Below are 23,547 nucleotides of genomic sequence, written 5' to 3' on the forward strand. Positions count from 1 at the left end.
ACTGGTAAAATGGCTGACGCAATCCTCGAAGTTAAACAAGGCGAAGATAACGTAGCACCTGAAACTACTGAAGAAGTAGTAGCAGACGCTGAGTAATTCGTGATGCCAGGTGATAAAGGGAATCGACCTTTTATCACCTTTTTTTTGAAACTAAGGATGTTATAAGGAGGAATATCGAATGGCTATTACAGCAGCAATGGTTAAAGAACTTCGTGAAAAAACAGGTGCAGGTATGCTCGACTGCAAAAAAGCACTCGTTGAAACTGACGGTGACATGAACGCAGCAGTAGATTTCTTGCGTGAAAAAGGGATCGCTAAAGCAGCAGCAAAAGGCGATCGTATTGCAGCTGAAGGGTTGACTGCAGTTGCAGTTGATGGCAACAAAGCGGCACTCGTCGAAATCAACTCAGAAACAGACTTCGTTGCGAAAAACGAACGTTTCCAAACGCTCGTTCAAAACATCGCAAACGCTGTTCTCCGTAACGGTTCAGAAACAGCTGAAGCGGCTCTTGCTTCTGAATATGAAGCAGGTAAAACAATCGACACATACATCTCAGAAGAAGCTTCAACAATCGGAGAGAAAATCTCACTCCGTCGCGTAGCGCTCTTCACAAAAGCAGATGATGCAGTCTTCGGTTCTTACCTCCACATGGGGGGACGCATCGGTTCAGTCGTCGTCATCGAAGGTACGACAGACGAAACAGTTGCAAAAGACGTTGCAATGCACATTGCAGCAGCACGTCCACTTTACGTTGACCGTACTTCTGTCACAGAAGAAGAAAAAGCACGTGAAGAAAAAGTCCTCACTGAGCAAGCATTGAACGAAGGAAAACCAGCTAACATCGTTGAAAAAATGATCGTTGGTCGTATGAACAAGTTCTTCGAGGAAATCTGCCTTGTCGATCAAACGTTCGTCAAAGATCCAGACTTCAAAGTTGGTAAATATGTAGAATCTAAAGGCGGTAAAGTCGTGTCATTCGTACGCTTCGAAGTTGGAGAAGGTATGGAAAAACGCGAAGAGAACTTCGCTGAAGAAGTTATGAACCAACTTAAAAAATAAGAATCGGGATCATCCTGATGACAAGAGAAGGAACACGTATGCTTCAATCCACTTTCGTGTGGAAGTGGTTCGTGTTCCTTTTTTACGGAATTTAGCAAGGGGGACATAGTCATGCAACCGAAATATAACCGGATTGTGTTAAAATTGAGCGGAGAAGCGCTCGCAGGAGATCAAGGGTTTGGAATCAATCCTGTCATCGTCAAATCTATCTCGGAACAGATTCGCGAATTAGTTGAACTGAACGTTGAAGTAGCGGTCGTCGTCGGAGCTGGAAACATTTGGCGTGGCAAAACAGGTGCAGAACTTGGGATGGACCGGGCCAACGCCGATTATATGGGGATGTTAGCGACAGTCATGAACTCGCTTGCGCTTCAAGACAGCTTGGAAGATGTAGGTGTCGAGACACGCGTCCAAACATCTATCGAGATGCGCCAAGTAGCAGAACCGTACATCCGCCGCCGTGCGATGCGTCACCTTGAAAAAGGACGCGTCGTCATCTTTGCAGCAGGTACAGGGAACCCGTACTTCTCGACAGATACGACAGCTGCTCTTCGTGCAGCTGAAATCGAAGCAGAGGTCATCTTAATGGCGAAAAACAACGTCGATGGTGTGTACTCAGCTGACCCGAATGTTGATCCAGAAGCGAAGAAATTCGAGACGCTCTCTTACTTGGACGTCTTAAAAGATGGACTTCAAGTTATGGATTCTACAGCAACTTCACTTTGTATGGACAATGACATCCCGCTCATCGTCTTCTCGTTGATGGAAGAAGGTAACATCAAACGTGTCGTCATCGGTGACGAAATCGGGACAATCGTAAGGGGGAAATAATATGTCAAAAGAAATCTTAAAACAAGCCGAAGAACGGATGGAGAAAGCACATCTTTCACTTAAGAAAGAACTTGCGACGCTCCGCGCAGGTCGTGCAAACGTTGCGATTTTGGATCCCGTTCAAGTCGAATACTACGGTTCACCGACACCGCTCAATCAAGTAGCGAACGTCAACACACCAGAAGCACGTCTGATCTTGATCACTCCTTGGGATAAATCAATGGTCAGCGAAATCGAAAAAGCGATTCAACGTGCTGATCTTGGTCTTGCGCCGTCGTCTGATGGTACGGTCATCCGTCTTGCGATTCCACCATTAACGGAAGAGCGCCGGAAGGAACTCGTCAAACTCGTCAAGAAGTATACGGAAGAAGGTAAAGTTGCCCTCCGTAATATTCGTCGTGATACGAACGAGCAGTTAAAGAAACAAGAAAAAGATGGTGCATTGACAGAAGATGATCTGCGTGGATACACAGAAGATGTTCAGACGTTGACAGACAAGTTCGTTAAACAACTTGATCAGACGGCAACGGAAAAAGAACAAGAAATCATGGAAGTATGACGCGACGGATCGTCATGGGGGGGACTCTTTGTCACACGAAGAGTCCCTTTCTTCATAATTGAGAGAGGAGGAAGTGCGGATGTTTCAATGGTTGAATCAGACGAAAGAAACCGAAACCTATGATCGGGTACCAGAGCATGTCGCTATCATCATGGACGGAAACGGTAGATGGGCACAAAAACGCGGACTTCCGCGTATCATGGGACATCGCGAAGGTATGAAATCGATTCGTGAAGTCGTTCGGGTTGCAAATGAACTCGGCATTAAGAGTCTGACATTATATGCTTTCTCGACGGAGAATTGGACGCGTCCGGAAGAAGAAGTGAGTTTTCTCATGAAGCTGCCGGCGCAATTCTTAGAGTCGGATTTAAAAGAGTTAGACGCGCAAAATGTTAAAGTCGAGGTAGCAGGAGAAGTATCACGCCTCCCTCATTTTACACGTGAGGCAGTGGAACAAGCGAAACTGGATACGCAACATAATACAGGACTTCGTCTGATTTTCGCTCTGAATTATGGAGGACGCGATGAACTCGTTCAAGTCATGCAAAAACTGGGCGAACATGTTCAGGCAGGAACACTGTCACCGGATGCGATTACAACGGAGACGATTGAACGCGAGTTGATGACAGGATCCGTAACCGACGTCGATTTCGTCATTCGAACGAGTGGGGAACAACGGTTATCGAACTTTTTACTTTGGCAAGCGGCATATGCGGAGTTTTATTTCACAGACGTCTTGTGGCCAGAATTTCGCCGAAATGCTTTCTTAGCAGCAATTGAAGATTACAATCAACGGACACGCCGATTCGGTGGCGTCTGATTAAATGAGGAACTAGCTTATGAAAACTCGAATCATCACAGGGATATGGGCTGGTGCTATCTTTTTGGCACTTCTGTATCTCGGCGGACTTCCCTTTTTAGCATTTATGGCAATCTTAACGCTTCTCGGATATACCGAGCTCGTTCGGATGCGACAATGGAGCGGCTCACGCGTTCCTCGGATTCTGTTTGGTATTGGGACGTTATTGCCTTTCGTTGGTATTTATGAAGAAGCAGTCGATCAGACGCTTCCGATCGGACTTTCGCCAATCGCTTGGGCAATGATCATTTTATTGATCGGTCTCTTCTGGAACGTATTTTCAAAAAATGTCTTTACGTTCGATGATGTTGCGTTTTTACTGCTGACGGCCGTGTATGTCGGTGTCGGTTTTGCATCATTCGCCTATATCCGCTTACTCGAACACGGATTAACGTGGTCACTGTTGATTATCCTCTTGATCTGGTTCACGGATTCAGGCGCTTACTTCGTCGGGAAACGATTCGGTAAGAATAAACTGTGGCCGTCGATCAGTCCCAATAAAACGATCGAAGGGGCAGTCGGTGGCATACTGCTTGCCACCTTACTCGGTGTCGTATTTGAAGGTATCGAACCGACAGTCGGTTTTGGGAAAGTCATTGTCCTTGCCATCATCGTTGCCGTCGTTGGGCAACTTGGTGACTTGGTCCAGTCTGCTTACAAACGCCATTATGGTGTGAAAGATTCTGGAACGTTACTACCAGGTCATGGTGGTATTCTAGATCGGTTCGACAGCATGATGATCGTCTTTACGGTCCTCGTCGTACTTGATATCTTTGCTTGAGGAGGCACTTCATTATGAAGAAAATCAGTATCATCGGTGGTACAGGATCGATTGGTACGCAGACGCTCGATGTCATTGCGGCTAATACAGACCTTTTTGAATTGACGAGTTTTGCATTTGGTCGAAACACGACGGTCGCCATACCGTGGTTGAACCGTCTGCGACCGATGCTTGTCGGCGTCCAAGATGAGACGACACGTCAAGAACTCGAGCAACACTTGACTTATCAGCCAACGATCGTTGTCGGTGAAGAAAAATTGCTTGATGTCGTGACGCATCCCGAAGTCGATACGGTCATTACAGCGGTCGTAGGAGCTGTTGGCTTACGTCCAACGCTTGCTGCAATCGAGGCGGGTAAGACGATTGGTCTTGCGAATAAGGAGACACTCGTCACGGCAGGTCATCTTGTCATGAAGTTGGCACGTGAGAAAAACGTGACGATCTTACCAGTTGACAGTGAACATGCGGCGATTTTCCAATGCTTAAACGGGGAACGTCGTGAAGATGTGCGTCAAATCATCTTGACGGCTTCAGGTGGTAGCTTCCGCGACCAAACGCGGGATGAGTTAGCGAATGTTACGGTCGAACAAGCACTAGCGCATCCAAACTGGTCGATGGGAGCAAAAATCACGATTGATTCTGCGACAATGATGAACAAAGGGTTCGAAGTCATTGAAGCACATTGGTTATTTGATGTCGATTATGCAAATATCGATGTCGTCATTCACCGTGAATCCATCATCCACTCGATGGTCGAATTCAACGATGGTGCGGTCATGGCACAACTTGGTATGCCTGACATGCGAGAACCGATTCAGTACGCTCTTACATATCCGTCCCGCCTTGAAATTCAAGGGGGAGAACGGTTAAACTTAAAGGAAATCGGACGCCTACACTTTGCTGATGCTTCATTTGAGCGTTATCCGTTGTTGCGACTTGCTTTTGAAGCAGGTCAAGCCGGCGGATCGATGCCATCAGTACTCAATGCTGCGAACGAACAAGCGGTGGATCGCTTTTTAAAAGGAGACATTCGCTTTTTAGAAATCGAAGCGAGCGTTGAGGCGGCGCTTCAAGCTCATGAACTTATCGAGGAGCCTTCCTTGGATCAAATCCTTGAGGCTGATCGATGGGCGCGTGAGTTCGTATCGTCTCTTACATTCGCTAACTAAGGATGGGATAAGTAATGACGACCTTTATTTCAATCGTGCTGATGTTCGGTGTACTCGTCGCCGTCCATGAATGGGGTCATCTCGTGATGGCGAAACGGGCAGGTATTCTCTGTCGGGAATTCGCGATTGGATTTGGACCGAAAATCTTTTCAGTGTTTAAGAATGAGACGTTGTATACGGTACGTCTGTTGCCAATCGGCGGTTACGTCAAGATGGCGGGTGAAGAACCGGAACTCGTTGAAATCAAATCAGGTCAAACCGTCGGATTACAGTTAAAGGACGGCGTCATCGAGACGATTTATTTCGATGCGGATCAGCCACAAGTCGACCAAGTCGTTACTGTCGAACGGATTGACTTATTGCGTCAACTCGAACTCGTTGGATTGCAAGACGAGACATCGGTTCGCTACCCCGTTTCACCGACAGCATTTCTCGTTGAAGGTCAGACACGGACACAAATTGCACCGTACGATCGTACATTCGGTTCGAAATCCGTATGGAAGCGCGTCCTTGCGATCGCTGCAGGACCGTTCATGAACTTTGTCCTCGCGTTCGTTATCCTGTTCGGTCTTGCCTTATATAATGGCTCTCCAACGGGGGACAGCGTCATCGGAACAGTTCAAAAGGGTTCTCCGGCCGATCAAGCTGGACTTGTTGAAGGTGACCGGATTGTCTCGGTCAACGGTCAGGATACAGCCAAATGGACTGATTTACGTGCTGGATTCCAAGATCGTGCCGGTAAAGCGACAGAAGTGAAATACGAACGTGATGGGAAAGAAACGACAACACAAATCACGCCAAAAGTACAACAGCAAGGAGAACAGAAGGTCGGCATCATCGGCGTCACGAATGAGACAGAAAAATCATTCGGGACAGCACTCCAAACCGGAGTTTCAGAAACATGGCGGATGTCGACGCTCATTGTCGGAGCTGTTGGAGATCTCGTGACGGGTGTCGTCGGCGTCGATCAGTTATCAGGACCAGTTGGGATCGTCAAAATGACCGATCAGGTCGCAGATAGTGGGTTCTCGATGCTATTGACATGGACAGCATTGTTGTCCGTCAACTTAGCAGTCTTCAACTTATTGCCACTTCCAGCACTTGACGGAGGACGATTGTTGTTCCTCTTCCTTGAAGCCTTACGCGGTAAACCAGTTGATCCTCAAAAAGAAGGATTGGTTCACTTCGTCGGTTTCGCGCTTTTGATGCTACTCATGCTCGTCGTCACTTGGAACGACATTCAAAAATTCTTTTAATTAATCACTCAGTCAAAGGAGTTCGTGACTCATTATGAAACAATCAAAACTATTCATGCCAACGTTGCGTGAAGTACCATCTGATGCAGAAGCCATCAGTCACCAACTCTTGCTTCGTGCAGGATTCATGCGTCAAAATGCCGCTGGGATCTATTCGTATCTACCCCTCGCAAAACGAGTACTCGCAAACATCGAGACGATCATCCGCGAGGAATTAGAAGCGGCGGGTGCGCAAGAATTACTGATGCCAGCGATTCAACCAGCTGAACTATGGGAAGAAACAGGACGCTGGGATATCTATGGACCTGAATTAATGCGCTTGACGGATCGTCACGATCGCCGGTTCGCGCTCGGAGCGACACACGAGGAACTGATCACTTCGATCGTTCGTGATGAATTGAACTCGTACAAAAAGTTACCGGTCAATCTCTTCCAAATTCAAATGAAGTACCGTGACGAACGTCGTCCACGTTTCGGTTTATTACGTGGTCGTGAGTTCATCATGAAGGACGCTTATTCGTTCCATTCTTCACAAGAGAGCTTAGACGAAGAGTATCAAAACATGTTTGATACGTATTCGCGGATTTTCACACGTGTCGGTCTTGAGTTCCGTCCAGTCGTCGCTGACTCAGGTGCGATAGGTGGTAGTGGAACACATGAGTTCCATGCGTTAGCAGCAATCGGTGAAGATACGATCGTCTATTCGGATCAGTCGGACTATGCGGCAAACTTAGAGATGGCAGAGTCGATCGACGCCTATCCGAAGCAAGACAAAGCACCAGAAGCACTTGAAGAAGTGCATACGGCAGATGCGAAGACGATCGAAGCGGTCAGCGCACATTTGAATTTACCAGCAAACGAATCAATCAAGACCGTCATCTTCAAGACGGAGCAAGGGCTTGTCATGGCACTCGTCCGGGGCGATCACGAAGTCAACGATATCAAGTTGAAAAACTATCTCGGTGCACTCGACATCACGATGGCGAGCGACGAAGAGATTGAAGCAGCGCTTCACTCAACGCCTGGAACACTTGGACCAATCGGGGCAGATATGAAGGTCGTCGCGGACTACGCGATTCGTGCCTTGACGAACGCTGTCTGTGGTGCAAATAAAGCGGAAACGCATTATATCCATGTCGACCCAAGCCGTGATTTCGAAGCAGAATATACAGACTTGCGCTTCGCAGAAGAAGGTGACGCGTCACCAGACGGTAACGGTCAAGTCAAGTTCGCTCGCGGGATTGAAGTCGGTCAAGTCTTCAAACTCGGAACACGTTACTCAGAAGGAATGGGAGCGACGTTCCTCGACGAGGGCGGTAAAGCACAACCTCTCATCATGGGTTGTTACGGCATTGGTGTCTCGCGGACATTGTCGGCAGTCGTCGAACAACATTATGATGAGCGTGGAATCATTTGGCCAAAAGCAATCGCGCCATACGATGTTCATTTAATCGTCGTCAACGGTAAAAATGCAGAACAACTCGAACTCGGAGAGACACTATACCGTGAGTTGACGGCTGCAGGATTCAGCGTCTTGCTTGACGACCGGAAAGAACGAGCAGGTGTCAAGTTCGCCGATGCTGATTTGATCGGTCTACCGGTTCGCTTGAACGTCGGGAAAAAAGCGACAGAAGGAATCGTCGAATTAAAAGCCCGTCGTGGTGGCGATGCAGAAGAAGTTGGACAGGAACAAGTCGTTGAGGCTGTTCGTTCACTCTATGAAGGTTTAGAATAAAGAATGGAGACGGTCACTTTTCATAAAGTGACTGTTTTCTTGTCTCACACCCATTCGCCCCTTGGGCAATCCGCAAGAGGAGGAGGAGTTGCTGTCACGGTGTGAAGCGATCAGACAGCACAATTGCGAGTGGATACACAACAACGCATGTCACTGTTGCTCAGTGACTTGGAATTACCGAACGGTATCATTGAAGAATACTTTCACGAAGCAGTTCTCGAGAAGCTTCGCGTCAATAAAGCAAAGGCAACCTGGACATTTGAAATTCGCTTGCCACATGTTTTACCCCAAAACGTCTATCAACTCTTTACGAGTCGTTTGACAAGTCGGTATCAGCAATTTGCCGAAGTCAAAATCATATTACACGCAGATAGCCGTCCAGATGAACGGATGTATCATGATTACTGGCCATATGTCGTGCAGGATCTCGCAGATGTCTCATCGGCAATGCGGACACAACTCGGGCGTGTCTTACCGGAGTTTAAAGAACAGAAACTATTCATTCCGGTCCGAAGTGAACCGGAAGCAGGTTTCTTAAAGAGTAGCTTATGTGGGGAATTACAATTACTCTATAGTGCTTACGGATTCCCAAAATTCAACTGTGAACCGATTGTTCAGATCAACGAATCGAAACAAGAAGCGTTGCGAAATCAGGTGAAACAGGAAGACATGGAAGAAGCAAAACGGATGCTCGAGTTGCAATTCAAACGGGAACAATCGCGAGATGACGATGATGGCCCTGTCGAAATCCGGATCGGGAAACCAATTCAAGATGAGATCGTTCCGATCAAGACGATTCAAGATGAGGAACGACGGATTGCGATCCGTGGTCTTGTTTTCTCAGCTGAGAGTCGTGAACTACGAAGTGGGAAGACAATTTTTACGTTCAAGATGACAGATTATACGGACTCGCTCGTCGTCAAAATGTTTGCGCGTGACGAAACAGACGTCAAAATCCTCTCAGCCATCAAAAAAGGCATGTGGATTCAAGCAGCAGGTCGTGTCGAGTTCGATACGTTCCTGCGCGATCTCTGTATGATGATTGCCCAACTGTCAGAAGTGAAGATGGAAGCCCCTGCTGACCCTTGGGCAGGCGAGAAACGTGTCGAGTTACATGCGCACTCGCAAATGAGCCAGATGGACGCCGTCATGAACGTGACAAAATACGTCGAGCGTGCCGCAAAATGGGGTCACCCTGCTGTCGCGATCACGGATCACGCCGGTGCACAAAGTTTTCCGGATGCCTACTATGCCGGAAAGAAAAACGATATCAAGGTACTGTACGGAATTGAAGCAAACGTCGTCAATGACGGGGTGCAAGTCGCCTACCATCCGGTGGAGCGCAATTTGGATGACGCGACATTCGTCGTCTTTGATGTCGAGACAACTGGTTTATCGGCGATGTACAACAAGATCATCGAACTTGCAGCTGTTAAAATCCACGATGGTGATATCATCGATAAATTCGAAGCATTCGCGGATCCGAAGCATCTATTGTCGGCGACGACGATTGACTTGACAGGGATTACCGATGATATGGTCCGGGGAAAACCAGACCCGGAACAAGTCGTCAAGGAATTCATGGACTGGGTCGGCGACTCGATTCTCGTTGCCCACAATGCCTCGTTTGATATTGGATTCTTGAATGCGACACTCCGGTCTGGTGGTCACGATGAATCAGTCTTACCGGTCATTGATACGCTTGAGTTAGCCCGTGTCCTGATGCCGACACTTAAAAACCACCGGTTGAACACACTCGCGAAACGATTTGACATCGAATTGACGCAGCATCACCGCGCCATTTATGATGCGGAAGCGACAGGATATTTGATGGTCAAGTTGCTTCAAATGGCAGATGAGATGTTCAACATGAAGACACATGCCTCACTCAATCGAGAGATGGGAAAAGATATCTCGCGGGCACGACCATACCACGCGACGGTCTATGCGAAGAACCGGACGGGCTTGAAGAATCTGTACCAATTGATTTCGATTGCTCACACAAAACACGTGCACCGTGTCGTCCGCACACCACGCTCACAACTCATTGCACATCGGGATGGGTTGATCATCGGGTCAGCTTGTGATAACGGCGAGGTATTTGATGCCGCCTTGAATAAGTCGGACGAAGATTTAGCAAAAGTGATGCAGTTCTATGATTTCATCGAGATTCAACCACCAGCGATGTATGGTCATTTGATCGAACGGGAAATCGTTCAGAATGAACTTGAACTGCGCGAACTGATTAAAAAGATCATCCGTGTCGCGGAAGAACATGACATCTTACCAGTCGCGACTGGTAACGTACATTACCTCGATCAACATGACGCCACGTATCGAGAAATTTTGATCCGGACGCAAGGTGGAGCGAACATGCTGAACATGCGAAAACAATTGCCACCGGCGCATTTCCGGACGACGAAGGAAATGATGGACGACTTTAAGTTCCTCGGACCAGATGTGTCGGAACGTCTCGTCATCACGAACAGTCAAGCCGTCGCGGAACAGTTCGAGAACATCGATATCATTCCAAAAGATCTTTATACACCGAAGATCGAAGGGGCAGACGAAGAAGTTCGGAATCTGTCGTACGATATGGCGCACCGGATTTATGGCGACACGTTACCAGAGATCGTCGAAGCCCGACTCGAAAAAGAGTTGAAGTCGATTATCGGTCACGGATTCGCTGTCATCTATTTGATTTCCCATAAACTCGTAAAAAAATCACTCGACGACGGCTATTTGGTCGGTTCACGGGGATCGGTCGGATCAAGTCTCGTTGCGACGATGACCGAGATCACGGAAGTCAATCCATTGCCACCGCATTATGTCTGTCCGAATTGTAAGGAATCGGAGTTCTTCGATGACGGTTCGGTCGGTTCAGGATTCGATTTACCGGATAAGTCCTGTTCGAAATGTGATGTCCCGTTGTTCAAAGACGGTCATGATATTCCGTTCGAGACGTTCCTTGGATTTAAAGGGGATAAGGTACCGGATATCGATTTGAACTTCAGTGGGGAATACCAGCCGCAAGCACACGCCTATACGAAAGTCTTGTTCGGTGACGATTACGTCTACCGTGCCGGAACGATCGGAACAATCGCCGAGAAGACGGCGTATGGCTATGTCAAAGGGTATCAGTCGGAGAATGAGTTGACATATCGGAATGCGGAAGTCGATCGTCTTGTCAGTGGTGTCACCGGTGTTAAACGGACGACTGGGCAACACCCGGGAGGGATCATCGTCGTACCGGACTATATGGACATTTACGATATCAGTCCGATACAGTATCCCGCAGACGATATGGGTTCTGAATGGAAGACGACACACTTTGACTTCCACTCGATTCACGATAACTTGCTCAAACTCGATATCCTCGGTCACGATGATCCGACGATGATTCGGATGCTACAGGATCTATCAGGACGTGATCCGAAGACGATTCCGGTCGATGACCCGGAAGTTATGAAAATCTTCAGTTCGACGGAATCGATCGGTGTGACGCCGGAACAGATTGATTCAAAAACGGGAACGCTCGGTATTCCGGAGTTCGGGACGAAGTTTGTCCGCCAAATGTTAGAAGAGACGAAACCGACGACGTTCTCGGAACTTGTCCAGATTTCAGGACTCTCGCACGGAACGGATGTCTGGCTCGGAAACGCCAGCGAATTAATTTACAACGGAACGTGTGAACTAAAAGACGTCATCGGTTGTCGAGATGATATCATGGTCTACTTGATCTACGCTGGTCTTGAACCGTCACTCGCCTTTAAAATCATGGAGTCGGTCCGTAAAGGGAAAGGACTCTCGATTGACATGGAAGAGGCGATGATTGAGAACGATGTGCCGCTCTGGTATATCGATTCCTGCAAGAAAATCAAGTATATGTTCCCGAAAGCCCATGCTGCCGCCTACGTCTTGATGGCTGTCCGGATTGCTTATTATAAAGTCCATCATCCGATGTATTACTACGCTTCGTACTTTACGGTACGTGCGGGTGATTTTGACATCGGTGCGATGAATAAGGGCTCTGCTGCCGTTCGGAAAGTCTTGCAAGACATCAAGGACAAAGGATTCGAGGCGACGGCGAAGGATAAGGGATTGTACACGGTTCTTGAAATCGCACTTGAGATGATTGAACGCGGCTTTACGTTCCAAAAGGTCGATCTCTATCGCTCGAGTGCAACGGAATTCCTCATTGACGGGGATACGCTGTTACCACCGTTTAACGCCGTGACAGGTCTCGGGACGAATGCTGCGAAGCAAATCGTCGAAGCACGTAAAGGCGGCGAATTCCTCTCAAAGGAAGATCTCCAAAAACGCGCCAAGTTATCGAAATCCATCATCGAGACGCTCGATAACCTAGGCTGTCTCGAAGGGTTACCAGACGAGAATCAGCTCTCCTTGTTCGACTTGTAAGCCCTTAGGAACACTTGCTTTGAGCGCTTTCCTATGCTATATTGAGTGAGGAAATGTTTTTTATACTACGACTTGGAAGGAGTAGGGGGACCTGCTCCTTTCTTGTTTGTTTTTTGAAGGAGGATGAAGATGACGAACGTAACGGAAAAGGTCGAAGCGCTCGCAAAACCAATCGTCGAACGAGAGGGGATGGAGCTAGTCGACGTTGAATTCGTCAAAGAAGGGGCGGATTGGTTCCTACGTGTCTCCATCGACAAAGAGGGTGGCGTGGATCTTGAAGACTGCGTCAAAATCAATGAACAGTTATCGGAAGCATTGAATGACAATGATCCGATCGACGAGCCGTATTACCTCGACGTCGCTAGTCCAGGAGCGGAACGTCCACTGAAGAAAGACGAGGACTTCGAAAAGGCGATTGGGAAACATGTGTACATCAAAACGCACGATCCAGTAAAGAATGCGGTTGAGTTCGAAGGAACGTTGCTCGCGTACACACCTGAGATGCTTGAAATCGAAGTGCGTGTCAAAACAAGAAAATTGAAAATTGAGATACCGGTCGACAAGATTTCACTTGCGCGACTTGCGGTAATGTTCTGACGGAAAGGAAGAGAACGATGGGACCACAGTTACTCGAGGCGATCAATCAAATCGCGAAAGAGAAGGAAATTGACAAGAACATCATCATCGATGCGCTCGAACAGGCATTAATTTCAGCGTACCGACGCAACTTCGGAAAAGAGTCGGAGGCTGTAAAGGTCGAATTCGACCAGCAGACAGGAGACATCCGTGTCTTCGCGCTTAAGGAAGTCGTCGAACGATTGACACAACCAGAAGAGCAACTTTCGCTTGAAGAGGCGCACGAGATCGATCCGACATATGAACTCGGCGATTTCCATAAAGTCGAAGTGACGCCAGGCGACTTCGGTCGTGTTGCGGCACAAACAGCAAAACAAATCGTCACACAAAAAATGCGTGAAGCAGAACGCGAACGCATCTACAATCACTTCGCGGATCGTGAAGACGAGATCATGACAGGTATCGTCGAGCGTCAAGATGCACGCAACTTGTACGTCAACCTAGAAGGTATCGAAGCTGTCTTGACGACACACGAGCAAATGCCGAACGAGCGTTTCGGGATTCGTGATCGCATCAAGGTGTACGTCACGAAGGTTGATCCGATGGTCAAAGGATCAGGGGCATCGATTCTCGTATCACGGACACATCCAGGTCTCTTAAAACGTCTCTTCGAAATCGAAGTACCAGAGATTTCAAGTGGCGAAGTCGAAGTCAAGTCTGTGGCGCGTGAAGCGGGCGACCGTTCGAAAATCGCAGTCGCAGCGGACGACATCGATCCAGTCGGTGCATGTGTCGGACAAAAAGGGGCGCGTGTTCAACGCATCGTCAATGATTTGAACGGGGAAAAAATCGATATCGTCCGTTACTCGGATGATCCGAAAGAATATGTCGCGAACGCACTCAGCCCAGCTCAAGTCGTTGCGGTCTATGTCAACGAACCAGCGAAAGCGACAATCGTCGTCGTTCCAGATTTCCAACTGTCGCTTGCAATCGGGAAACGTGGTCAAAACGCGCGTCTCGCAGCGAAATTGACAGGATGGAAAATCGACATCAAGAGCGAGTCTGAAGCGGAAGCGATGGATCTCGAAGATGTCTTCGCGACGGAAGAGCCGGCAGTAGAAGCGGTCCAAGTCGAAGGCGAGGAATAATTCGTGCAAAAAAAGGTACCATTACGTAAGTGTGTCATCACACAAGAAATGAAACCGAAAAAAGAATTAATTCGTGTCGTCCGGACACCTGAACAAGAGGTCGTCATCGATTTAAATGGTAAGATGAATGGGCGAGGTGCCTATTTATCGAAAGATGCGGCAGTCATTGCGACGGCGAAGAAAAAACGGACGCTTGATCATCATTTAAAGGTCAAGACGACAGATGCCTTATACGATGAATTGCTTGAAATCGCGGGAGGTACAAATGAGTAAATGGGAATCCCTTCTCGGTCTCGCGAATCGAGCTAGAAAAGTGACGACGGGAGAAGAACTCGTACTGAAAGAAGTACGAGGAGGGCAAGCGAAGCTTGTTCTTTTAGCAGCAGATGCGGGGGCTGCCACGCGTAAGAAAGTCACAGATAAATGTACGAGTTATCAGGTTCCTTACCTAGAAGTCGCCGACCGTACGATTCTCGGTCAAGCATTAGGAAAGGATGCGCGTGTTGTCGTGTCAGTCAATGAAGCCGGATTTGCGAAAAAGCTAACTGAACTCCTCTCGAACGACTAATTGGAGGTGGATCCTTTGGGTAAACGTGTATACGAATTCGCCAAGGAACAAAATGTAACAAGTAAGCAGGTCATCACCCAGCTTGAAAAGCTGGAGAAACCAGTCAAGAATCATATGGCAGTATTAGATGAACAGACAGTACAGCAACTCGATCAAGTATTTAATCCCGAGAAATATCGGGCTCAAAAGACGGAGGCTCCAAAACAAGTGAAATCAGATAATAAACCGAACCGACCAGGAAGTACAAACAAACCAGCAGGTAACCAATCACGTAACAGCAAAGGCGGACGCCCAGAATTCGGCAACCGTAACAACCGTGGCGGCAAACGTCGTCCGAACCAAAAGAAAGCAGAACCGCGTAAACTTGAAGTAGCGGATCCGAACTCGAAGTCGAGTCAACGTAAAGCTGCTCGCCGTGCACAAGAAGAGGCGATGGCAAACGTCGTTCAATACTCTGACAACTTGACAGTCGGTGAACTCGCTGAAAAAATGGCGAAAAAACCGAATGAACTGATCATGAAATTGATGGGTCTCGGTGTCATGGCGAACATCAACCAAGATCTTGATGACGAGACAGTGGAACTTCTCGCGACAGAGTTCGGCTTTGAAGTCGAGAAGACAGTCCAAGTCGATGAGACGGACTTTGATCAGTACGAATTGAATCTCGACCAGTACGAATTGTCTGAGCGTCCACCGGTCGTTACGATCATGGGACACGTTGACCACGGTAAAACGACATTGCTTGATTCGATTCGTAACACGAAGGTCACTGCAGGCGAAGCTGGCGGGATCACACAGCACATCGGTGCTTACCAAGTTGAGATCGACGGCAAGAAAATTACGTTCCTTGATACACCAGGTCACGCGGCGTTCACGACGATGCGTGCACGTGGAGCAGATGTCACGGATATCGCGATCATCGTCGTTGCAGCGGATGACGGTGTCATGCCACAGACGGAAGAAGCGATCAGCCACGCGAAAGCAGCTGGCGTTCCAATCATCGTTGCTGTCAACAAGATGGATAAAGAAGGCGCAAACCCAGACCGTGTCAAACAAGAATTGACAGAGTTCGAACTCGTTGCAGAGGACTGGGGTGGCGATACGATCTTCGTACCCGTTTCAGCACTTAAAGGTGACGGCATCGATGAATTGCTCGAAATGATTCTTCTCGTTTCAGAAGTACAAGAATACAAATCAACACCAGAAATGAACGGTCGCGGAACAGTCATCGAGGCGAAACTCGATAAAGGACGCGGTCCAGTCGCGACGCTTCTCGTACAACACGGGACACTTCGTGTTGGGGATCCAATCGTCGTCGGTCACACGTTCGGTCGTATCCGGGCAATGGTCAACGATATCGGTCGTCGTGTCAAAGAAGTCGGACCATCGACGCCAATCGAAATTACAGGTTTGAACGATGTCCCGAAAGCGGGTGATCAATTCTTCGCGTTCGAAGATGAGAAAAAAGCACGCCAAATCGGTGAAGCACGTTACCAACGTGAAATCGAAGCACAACGTCGCGATTCAGCGAAAGTCAGCTTAGAAGATCTCTTCGACCGCATCAAAGAAGGCGAAGTCAAGGATCTCAACATCATCATCAAAGGTGATGTTCAAGGTTCAGTTGAAGCCTTAGCCGGTTCATTGAAGAAAATTGATGTCGAAGGTGTTAAAATTAACATCGTACATTCAGGTGTTGGTGCGATCACGGAAGGTGACGTCATCCTCGCCTCAGCAGCAAATGCGATCATCATCGGATTCAACGTTCGTCCGGATGGTAACGCAAAATCAATGGCAGATCAGGAGAAAGTCGAAATTCGTCTTCACCGGATCATCTATAACGCGATTGAAGAAATCGAGCAAGCGATGAAAGGTCTCCTTGATCCTGAATTCGTCGAGAAAATCATCGGTCAAGCTGAAGTCCGCGATGTCATCAAAGTATCGAAAGTCGGTACGATCGCAGGTGGATATGTCACGGAAGGTAAGTTGACGCGTGATGCAGGCGTCCGTGTCGTTCGTGACAGCATCGTCATCTACGAAGGAAAACTCGACACACTTCGCCGCTTCAAAGATGATGTCAAAGAAGTCGCTGCTGGTTACGAATGTGGTATTAAGATCGAACGTTATGATGACGTAAAAGTCGATGATGTCATCGAAGCGTTCATCATGGAAGAAGTCAAACGGAAGTAACAGAACGGAATCCATTCTTCCGAACTGGAGGGAACAAACATGAGTTTACGCTCGAATCGTGTCGCCGAACAGGTGCGTAAGGAAATTACGCAACTGCTCATCAAAGATGTCAAGGATCCACGCGTCAAGCCGATTACCGTCACAGGTGTCGAAGTGACAGGAGACTTGCAACAAGCGACGATCTTCTATTCGGTCCTCGGTGACGAAAAAGCACGTGAGGATGCGCGCATCGGTCTTGAAAAATCAAAAGGCTTCATGCGCAAGGAAATCGGATCGCGGATTCGTCTACGAAAAACACCTGAATTATTGTTCGAGGTCGATTCTTCTGTCGAATACGGATCACGCATTGATGAGTTGCTTCGGAATTTGAACAAAGATTAACATCTAAGGCAACCACGTGTGTGGTTGCCTTTTTTCAAGGAGGAAATAACGTGGAACCCATCGGAGTATTACCGTTAGATAAACCAGCGGGTATGACGAGTCATGATTGTGTCTTTCGTCTACGTCGCTTGTTTCAGACGAAAAAAGTCGGACATACAGGTACGCTTGATCCGGAAGTAACGGGTGTCTTACCGATTTGTCTCGGTCGAGCGACGAAGCTTGCCCGCTTCATCACGGATGAAGGAAAGCGCTACGCGGCGGAAGTGACGATTGGCTTTGCAACGACGACGGAAGATGCGCACGGGGAAACAGTTCGCGAAACAGCGGTTGAACCGGGAACTATTACCGAGGAAGCAATTGAGGACATCTTGACTCAATTGACAGGAGAGATCGAGCAGACGCCACCGTATTATTCAGCTGTTAAAGTGAATGGGAAAAAATTATATGAATATGCCCGAAAAGGCATTGAAGTCGAACGACCGACACGAATCGTCCGCATCGATCGATTAGAGCGGACATCGGCCCTTGTGTTCGAAGATGGTCTTTGTCGCTTCCGCCTCGATATTGCATGTGGAAAAGGGACGTATATCCGGACATTAGCAGTAGAAATCGGAGAACGACTTGGTTACGCGGCACACATGAGTGAACTACGCCGGACAGGCTCTGGTGCGATTGCTGAGACGGATACAGTGACTCTTGAGACACTCGAATCGTATGAGACAGTCGAAGAACGGATGCAACACGTCCTACCGATCGAACACGTCATCCAAAAATGGCCACGCTTGACGGTCGATGCGTCAACAGCGCAACGGGTCTTGAACGGAGCAAAGCTAACAAGCATTCCAGTCGAATTCGAGCTGTTTACTGTCTATAATGAAGAAGACGTACCTTTAGCGCTATATCGACGTCTTCCAGAAGAACAGGTAGCACGCGTCGAGGTCATGCTACAAATCGATTAAGATCGGAGAGAGCATCATGGACATCATACATTTAACATATCCGGAACAACCTCAAAAAGACCCTGCTGTCATCGCACTCGGCTTTTTTGACGGTGTACATCTCGGACATCAGCAAGTCATCGCAGCAGCACGGAAAGAGGCGGAGGCTCGTCGCCTGCCCTTGGCTATCATGACCTTTGATCCCCATCCGAAACAAGTGCTTGGTAAAGGGGATGAACCAGTCCACTACATCACACCGCTTGAACGTAAATTAGAGAAACTCGAGCAGCTTGGTGTAGATCGTGTTTATGTGATTGAGTTTACGATTCCTTTCTCGGAATTATCACCGCAAGCGTTCGTCGACGAATATCTGATTGCGTCTGGAGCAGAACACGTCGTTGCTGGATTCGATTATTCCTACGGTCGTTTCGGAGCCGGCAAAATGGCGACGCTTGATTTTCATAGTCGTGGCACATTTACGCATACCGTCGTAGCAGAATTCCAAGAAGAAGCTGAAAAGATCAGCTCAACCCGGATTCGTCGTTTACTTGCTGCAGGAGAAGTCGAACCGGCTGCATGTTTGCTTGGAGAACCTTACCAAATCAAAGGCACGATCATTCACGGTGACGCACGCGGTCGACAAATTGGCTTCCCGACAGCGAACATGCGCCCAGATTTTGCCTACGTCATTCCAAAACTCGGGGTGTATGCGACATTCGTTCGCCTAGCAGACGGTCGTCGGTTCAAGGCGATGACGAACGTCGGCAGACGCCCGACGTTCTATGAGACGGGAGAGGTCAGCATCGAGACGCATCTTCTTGACTTTGATGAGGATCTTTATGGTCAAGAATTGACGCTTGAATGGATTGCTTACTTACGCGATGAAAAAGCCTTCAACGGTATCGATCAATTGAAAGAACAATTGGCACGGGACCGCGAAGAAGCAAAGGTACAATTAAGCGTTTGACAGTACGGACAGGGTTCGTTATGATAGGTCAGTACGATCACGTACAGCCGATTCACTTGGCATCTGGTCTCACCATCCGATGCTCGGGAATACGGTCATTCATAAGATGGAGGTGGAGTGACAATGGCACTCACAAAAGAACGTAAAAACGAAATCATCGAAGCATATGCTACGAAACAAGGCGATACTGGTTCGCCGGAAGTACAAGTTGCTGTTTTAACTGAACAGATCACAACTTTGAACGATCACTTACGTACACACAAAAAGGATCACCACTCACGTCGTGGTCTCTTGAAAATGGTCGGTCGTCGCCGTAACTTGCTCACATACCTTCGTAACAAGGATGTTGCACGTTACCGTTCGTTGATCGAGCGTCTTGGTCTCCGTCGCTAATCCCGACGAGAACGAGGTAGGGAAGCAGGAGCATCGTCTCCTGTTTCTTTTTTTTGCCGATTCATGGACTTTTTGCGCAAGAACCTACATAATTAGATTTGAATGAAAAAACGGATAGCAGTGAGAGGAGATTTGTGCATGTCACAAACAAAACAGACGTTTTCGACCGAACTCGGTGGACGTCCATTAACGATTGAAATCGGTCAATTAGCAAAACAAGCGAACGGAGCAGCATTGATTCGTTACGGCGATACAGCCGTTCTTGCTACGGTCGTTGCATCAAAACAACCGAAGGACTTAGATTTCTTCCCATTAACAGTGAACTATGAAGAAAAATTATATGCGGCAGGGAAAATCCCAGGTGGATTCCTCAAACGTGAAGGACGTCCTGGAGAGAGTGCGATCTTGACTTCGCGTCTGATCGACCGTCCAATCCGTCCATTATTCCCGGACGGTTTCCGTCACGACGTTCAAGTGGCGACGACGGTTCTTTCGTCAGATGCTGACAATTCACCAGAAGTCGCTGCGATGATCGGGGCTTCGATTGCGCTTTCGATCTCGGATATTCCATTCGACGGTCCAATCGCAGGCGTGACGATCGGTCGCGTTGACGGAGAATTCGTCGTGAACCCGACTTCAGCGCAAATGGAAGTCAGCGACATCGACCTTCAAGTTGCCGGAACAAAACATGCCGTCAACATGGTTGAAGCAGGTGCGAAGGAAGTATCGGAACAAGCAATGCTTGAAGCGATCTTGCTCGGACACGATGTCATCAAGGAAATGATCGCGTTCCAAGAAGAAATCGTCGCACAAGTCGGTAAAGAGAAGTTCGAATATACGGTATCAAGCTTCGATGAGACAATCGTCAATCGCCTGAAAGCAGAAGCATTGGCAGAAGTCACACAAGCAGTTCAAGTCGAAGAAAAACAAGCACGTGACGTTGCCATCAACGAAGTCATCGCAAAATACATCGAGTTGTATGCAGCTGACGAGTCCGTCACAGCAGAACAATTGGCAGAAGTATCAGGCGTTCTCAACAAGTTCGTCAAAGACGAAGTCCGTCGCCTCATCACGGAAGACAAAGTTCGTCCAGATGGTCGTGGTCTTGCTGAGATCCGTCCACTTGATTCAGAAGTCGGTCTCTTACCACGTGCGCACGGTTCAGGTTTGTTCACACGCGGTCAGACACAAGTCTTGTCTGTTGCGACACTCGGTGTTGCAGCTGACGCTCAAATCATTGATGGACTTGGTCTGAAGGAAGAGAAACGTTTCATGCACCATTATAACTTCCCACCATTCTCAGTTGGGGAAGCACGTCCGATGCGTGCACCAGGTCGTCGTGAAATTGGTCACGGGGCACTCGGAGAACGCGCACTTTTACCAGTTCTACCGAATGAAGTTGATTTCCCGTACACGATTCGTCTCGTGTCAGAAGTCCTTGAGTCGAACGGTTCTTCATCACAGGCTTCCATCTGTGGTTCGATCCTTGCCATGATGGATGCGGGTGTTCCATTAAAAGCACCTGTCGCTGGTATCGCGATGGGCTTGATCATGGAAGGCGAAAATTACTCGATCTTGACAGATATCCAAGGGATGGAAGATCATCTCGGAGATATGGACTTTAAAGTCGCTGGAACTCACGAAGGTGTCACAGCTTTGCAAATGGATATGAAAATTGGCGGAATCACGCGTCAAATTCTTGAAGAAGCACTTGAACAAGCACGTCTTGGTCGTCTGCATATTCTTGAGCATATGCAATCTGTCATTGCTGAACCGCGTGTCGAATTGTCGCAATACGCGCCGAAAATCGTCACACTTAAAATCAATCCAGATAAAATCCGTGATGTCATCGGACCTGGTGGTAAAGTCATCAACGGTATCATTGATGAGACAGGCGTTAAGATCGACATCGATCAAGACGGAACAGTCTTTATCGCTTCGACGGATCAAGCTGGCATCGATCGTGCCCGTCAATTGATCGAAGATATCGTCCGTGAAGTCGTCGTCGGGGAAGAGTTCGATGGAACGGTCCGTCGCGTTGAGAAATTCGGTGCATTCGTTGAATTGTTCAAAGGAAAAGACGCACTCGTCCACATCTCGGAACTCGCACTTGACCGTGTTGGTCAAACGGAAGATGTCGTTAAACTTGGAGATAAGCTAAAAGTCCGTGTCACAGAAATCGATGACAAAGGACGCGTTAACGCGTCGCACAAAGTCCTGCTCGTCGAAGGATTAAGCGAAGAAGACCGTGCCGCATACGAAGAAAAGAAAAAGACAGAGCGTGAGAACCGCCCGCCACGCCGGGATCAGGGTTCACGCCCACCACGTGACGGACAACGTCCACCACGTCGTAACTAATGAATCCAAGGTGGCTCGACGGTGCAGAGAATGCAACGAGAGCCACCTTGTTTCCTATATTTGGAGGAATTACTATGATCGAACGGATACAACTAGAAAACGGGGTTCGACTAATCGTTGAACGGATGCCAGAAGCACGCAGCGTCGCGACCGGAATCTTCATTCAAGCAGGAAGTCGGACGGAACAGATCGAGGAGCATGGGATCAGTCATCTCATCGAGCATATGATGTTCAAAGGAACAAAACGCCATACGGCAAAAGAGATTGCAGTTTATTTTGACCGACTTGGTGGAAATATTAATGCGTTCACGAGTAAGGATCAAACGTGTTATTACGTCAAGACATTAGATGAACATGCAGGTGAAGCCTTTCACGTATTGGCGGATATGTTCCTCGAATCGACGTTTGACGCGGATGAACTGGAAAAAGAGAAAAAGGTCGTCATTGAAGAGATTAAAATGTACGATGACACACCAGATGATCTCGTCCATGAGTTATTAGCTGTTGCGGCTTACGGAGAGGATGTCATGGCTCGACCGATTCTTGGAACGGAAGAGAGTGTGCTTCGGATTGATCGAACGATGATCGGACGATATCTCGAAGAAGCATATGCTCCGGATCAAATCGTCATTTCCGTTGCCGGAAACGTCTCAAACGAGTTGATTACGCAGATTCAAGAGCGGATGTCGATCCTCGAATCACGATCGAAGACCCGTGAGACAGCGTCACCAAGGTTACAAAATGGTGTGATTCGTAAGGAAAAGGATACGGAACAGGCACATATTTGTTATAATTTCCGTGCGATTCCTTCTGCTGATCCACGATTGCCTGCCCTCGCCTTACTCAACAATGCATTCGGTGCGACGATGTCGAGTCGCTTGTTCCAATCTATCCGAGAGGAACGCGGTCTTGCTTATTCAGTCTTTTCCTATTACACGACGTTTGACGATCATGGCACGTTCACGATTTATGTCGGTACGTCTCCGGAATCAGTCGAAGAGGTCGAACAGGTTCTCGCTGCTGAGATTGATCGCTTGAAGCGGGACGGACTATCCGCTAAGGAACTCGAAGATGGCATTGAACAGCTAAAAGGTTCTCTGATTTTAGGAAACGAAGGCACATCGAGCCATATGAACCGAAATGCCCGAAATGAGTTGCATCTGCATCGTCACCCGTCACTCGAAGAAGTACTAGCGGATGTAGAACGAATTCGTCCATCGGACATCGAAGGGCTGATTGAGCACATCTTTTCGGAGGAACCGGCAAAGGCCTATATTCTTCCGGCAGACCAGGAAGAGGAAGCATGACAGCAGAACGGAATAGATGAAACATATGAAATGACGATGTCGAGAAAGAAGGAAT

General features: G+C 48.1%; 20 protein-coding genes and 1 pseudogene. All 21 read left to right on the forward strand.

The annotated features are described in order from the left end of the window. Positions 1–96: pseudogene (locus B3M90_RS12055) on the forward strand (30S ribosomal protein S2); the annotation flags it as partial. Between the two features lie 82 nt (positions 97–178). Continuing rightward, the gene (gene tsf / locus B3M90_RS12060) at positions 179–1,060 is read left to right on the forward strand and encodes a translation elongation factor Ts (RefSeq protein WP_056062207.1); all 882 of its coding nucleotides are present in this window, start codon (positions 179–181) and stop codon (positions 1,058–1,060) included. Positions 1,061–1,171: 111 nt separating this feature from the next. Then, complete coding sequence (pyrH, locus tag B3M90_RS12065; protein WP_029342047.1) at positions 1,172–1,891, forward strand: UMP kinase; 720 nt, start codon at positions 1,172–1,174, stop codon at positions 1,889–1,891. 1 nt (position 1,892) lies between these two features. Beyond that, a complete protein-coding gene (gene frr / locus B3M90_RS12070; RefSeq protein WP_023468691.1) occupies positions 1,893–2,450 on the forward strand; it encodes a ribosome recycling factor in 558 nt (185 codons plus the stop codon). Between the two features lie 79 nt (positions 2,451–2,529). Next, complete coding sequence (locus tag B3M90_RS12075) at positions 2,530–3,270, forward strand: isoprenyl transferase (protein WP_290784277.1); 741 nt, start codon at positions 2,530–2,532, stop codon at positions 3,268–3,270. Positions 3,271–3,289: 19 nt separating this feature from the next. Further along, on the forward strand, positions 3,290–4,090 hold the full coding sequence (locus tag B3M90_RS12080) for a phosphatidate cytidylyltransferase (RefSeq protein ID WP_214854489.1): 801 nt from the start codon (positions 3,290–3,292) through the stop codon (positions 4,088–4,090). A 14-nt stretch (positions 4,091–4,104) separates the two neighbouring features. Next, on the forward strand, positions 4,105–5,259 hold the full coding sequence (locus B3M90_RS12085) for a 1-deoxy-D-xylulose-5-phosphate reductoisomerase (protein WP_214854486.1): 1,155 nt from the start codon (positions 4,105–4,107) through the stop codon (positions 5,257–5,259). A gap of 14 nt (positions 5,260–5,273) precedes the next feature. Then, positions 5,274–6,515, forward strand: coding sequence for an RIP metalloprotease RseP (gene rseP, locus B3M90_RS12090; RefSeq protein ID WP_056062204.1), 1,242 nt, complete (start codon positions 5,274–5,276; stop codon positions 6,513–6,515). Between the two features lie 34 nt (positions 6,516–6,549). Next, positions 6,550–8,250, forward strand: coding sequence for a proline--tRNA ligase (locus B3M90_RS12095; protein ID WP_035407061.1), 1,701 nt, complete (start codon positions 6,550–6,552; stop codon positions 8,248–8,250). Positions 8,251–8,397: 147 nt separating this feature from the next. Beyond that, on the forward strand, positions 8,398–12,669 hold the full coding sequence (locus B3M90_RS12100; RefSeq protein WP_214854740.1) for a PolC-type DNA polymerase III: 4,272 nt from the start codon (positions 8,398–8,400) through the stop codon (positions 12,667–12,669). 129 nt (positions 12,670–12,798) lie between these two features. After that, the gene (rimP, locus tag B3M90_RS12105) at positions 12,799–13,266 is read left to right on the forward strand and encodes a ribosome maturation factor RimP (RefSeq protein ID WP_023468684.1); all 468 of its coding nucleotides are present in this window, start codon (positions 12,799–12,801) and stop codon (positions 13,264–13,266) included. 17 nt (positions 13,267–13,283) lie between these two features. Then, positions 13,284–14,393: a transcription termination factor NusA gene (gene nusA / locus B3M90_RS12110; protein WP_023468683.1), complete on the forward strand. Its 1,110-nt coding sequence runs from the start codon at positions 13,284–13,286 to the stop codon at positions 14,391–14,393. Positions 14,394–14,396: 3 nt separating this feature from the next. Next, a complete protein-coding gene (gene rnpM, locus B3M90_RS12115) occupies positions 14,397–14,666 on the forward strand; it encodes an RNase P modulator RnpM (RefSeq protein ID WP_023468682.1) in 270 nt (89 codons plus the stop codon). Continuing rightward, a complete protein-coding gene (locus tag B3M90_RS12120) occupies positions 14,659–14,961 on the forward strand; it encodes a YlxQ family RNA-binding protein (protein WP_023468681.1) in 303 nt (100 codons plus the stop codon). The genes rnpM and B3M90_RS12120 overlap by 8 nt, the downstream gene beginning before the upstream one ends. Positions 14,962–14,976: 15 nt before the next feature. Further along, a complete protein-coding gene (infB, locus tag B3M90_RS12125; protein ID WP_251137860.1) occupies positions 14,977–17,148 on the forward strand; it encodes a translation initiation factor IF-2 in 2,172 nt (723 codons plus the stop codon). Between the two features lie 39 nt (positions 17,149–17,187). Then, positions 17,188–17,529 carry a 30S ribosome-binding factor RbfA gene (gene rbfA / locus B3M90_RS12130; RefSeq protein WP_023468679.1) on the forward strand — a complete coding sequence of 114 codons (342 nt, stop codon included), beginning with the start codon at positions 17,188–17,190 and terminating at the stop codon, positions 17,527–17,529. Positions 17,530–17,579: 50 nt separating this feature from the next. Next, positions 17,580–18,488: a tRNA pseudouridine(55) synthase TruB gene (gene truB, locus B3M90_RS12135; RefSeq protein ID WP_214854482.1), complete on the forward strand. Its 909-nt coding sequence runs from the start codon at positions 17,580–17,582 to the stop codon at positions 18,486–18,488. Between the two features lie 16 nt (positions 18,489–18,504). Next, complete coding sequence (locus tag B3M90_RS12140) at positions 18,505–19,434, forward strand: bifunctional riboflavin kinase/FAD synthetase (protein WP_214854479.1); 930 nt, start codon at positions 18,505–18,507, stop codon at positions 19,432–19,434. Positions 19,435–19,557: 123 nt separating this feature from the next. Further along, positions 19,558–19,827, forward strand: coding sequence for a 30S ribosomal protein S15 (gene rpsO, locus B3M90_RS12145; RefSeq protein WP_023468676.1), 270 nt, complete (start codon positions 19,558–19,560; stop codon positions 19,825–19,827). Between the two features lie 138 nt (positions 19,828–19,965). Next, entirely contained in the window at positions 19,966–22,185 is a 2,220-nt protein-coding gene (pnp, locus tag B3M90_RS12150; protein ID WP_214854476.1) for a polyribonucleotide nucleotidyltransferase, read from the forward strand. A gap of 74 nt (positions 22,186–22,259) precedes the next feature. Then, positions 22,260–23,492 (forward strand): M16 family metallopeptidase, encoded by a 1,233-nt coding sequence (locus tag B3M90_RS12155; RefSeq protein WP_214854473.1) that lies wholly within the window; start codon positions 22,260–22,262, stop codon positions 23,490–23,492. Positions 23,493–23,547 lie beyond the last annotated feature (55 nt).

It is taken from the genome of Exiguobacterium sp. UBA6309 (genome assembly GCF_002439205.1).
Taxonomy (GTDB): Bacteria; Bacillota; Bacilli; order Exiguobacteriales; family Exiguobacteriaceae; genus Exiguobacterium_A.

Excerpts from the sequence above, each read along its gene's own strand:
- tsf (WP_056062207.1), top strand. The coding sequence starts at position 179 with ATGGCTATTACAGCAGCAATGGTTAAAGAACTTCGTGAAAAAACAGGT.
- pyrH (WP_029342047.1), top strand. The coding sequence starts at position 1,172 with ATGCAACCGAAATATAACCGGATTGTGTTAAAATTGAGCGGAGAAGCG.
- frr (WP_023468691.1), top strand. The coding sequence starts at position 1,893 with ATGTCAAAAGAAATCTTAAAACAAGCCGAAGAACGGATGGAGAAAGCA.
- B3M90_RS12075 (WP_290784277.1), top strand. The coding sequence starts at position 2,530 with ATGTTTCAATGGTTGAATCAGACGAAAGAAACCGAAACCTATGATCGG.
- B3M90_RS12080 (WP_214854489.1), top strand. The coding sequence starts at position 3,290 with ATGAAAACTCGAATCATCACAGGGATATGGGCTGGTGCTATCTTTTTG.
- B3M90_RS12085 (WP_214854486.1), top strand. The coding sequence starts at position 4,105 with ATGAAGAAAATCAGTATCATCGGTGGTACAGGATCGATTGGTACGCAG.
- rseP (WP_056062204.1), top strand. The coding sequence starts at position 5,274 with ATGACGACCTTTATTTCAATCGTGCTGATGTTCGGTGTACTCGTCGCC.
- B3M90_RS12095 (WP_035407061.1), top strand. The coding sequence starts at position 6,550 with ATGAAACAATCAAAACTATTCATGCCAACGTTGCGTGAAGTACCATCT.
- B3M90_RS12100 (WP_214854740.1), top strand. The coding sequence starts at position 8,398 with ATGTCACTGTTGCTCAGTGACTTGGAATTACCGAACGGTATCATTGAA.
- rimP (WP_023468684.1), top strand. The coding sequence starts at position 12,799 with ATGACGAACGTAACGGAAAAGGTCGAAGCGCTCGCAAAACCAATCGTC.
- nusA (WP_023468683.1), top strand. The coding sequence starts at position 13,284 with ATGGGACCACAGTTACTCGAGGCGATCAATCAAATCGCGAAAGAGAAG.
- B3M90_RS12120 (WP_023468681.1), top strand. The coding sequence starts at position 14,659 with ATGAGTAAATGGGAATCCCTTCTCGGTCTCGCGAATCGAGCTAGAAAA.
- rbfA (WP_023468679.1), top strand. The coding sequence starts at position 17,188 with ATGAGTTTACGCTCGAATCGTGTCGCCGAACAGGTGCGTAAGGAAATT.
- B3M90_RS12140 (WP_214854479.1), top strand. The coding sequence starts at position 18,505 with ATGGACATCATACATTTAACATATCCGGAACAACCTCAAAAAGACCCT.
- rpsO (WP_023468676.1), top strand. The coding sequence starts at position 19,558 with ATGGCACTCACAAAAGAACGTAAAAACGAAATCATCGAAGCATATGCT.
- pnp (WP_214854476.1), top strand. The coding sequence starts at position 19,966 with ATGTCACAAACAAAACAGACGTTTTCGACCGAACTCGGTGGACGTCCA.
- B3M90_RS12155 (WP_214854473.1), top strand. The coding sequence starts at position 22,260 with ATGATCGAACGGATACAACTAGAAAACGGGGTTCGACTAATCGTTGAA.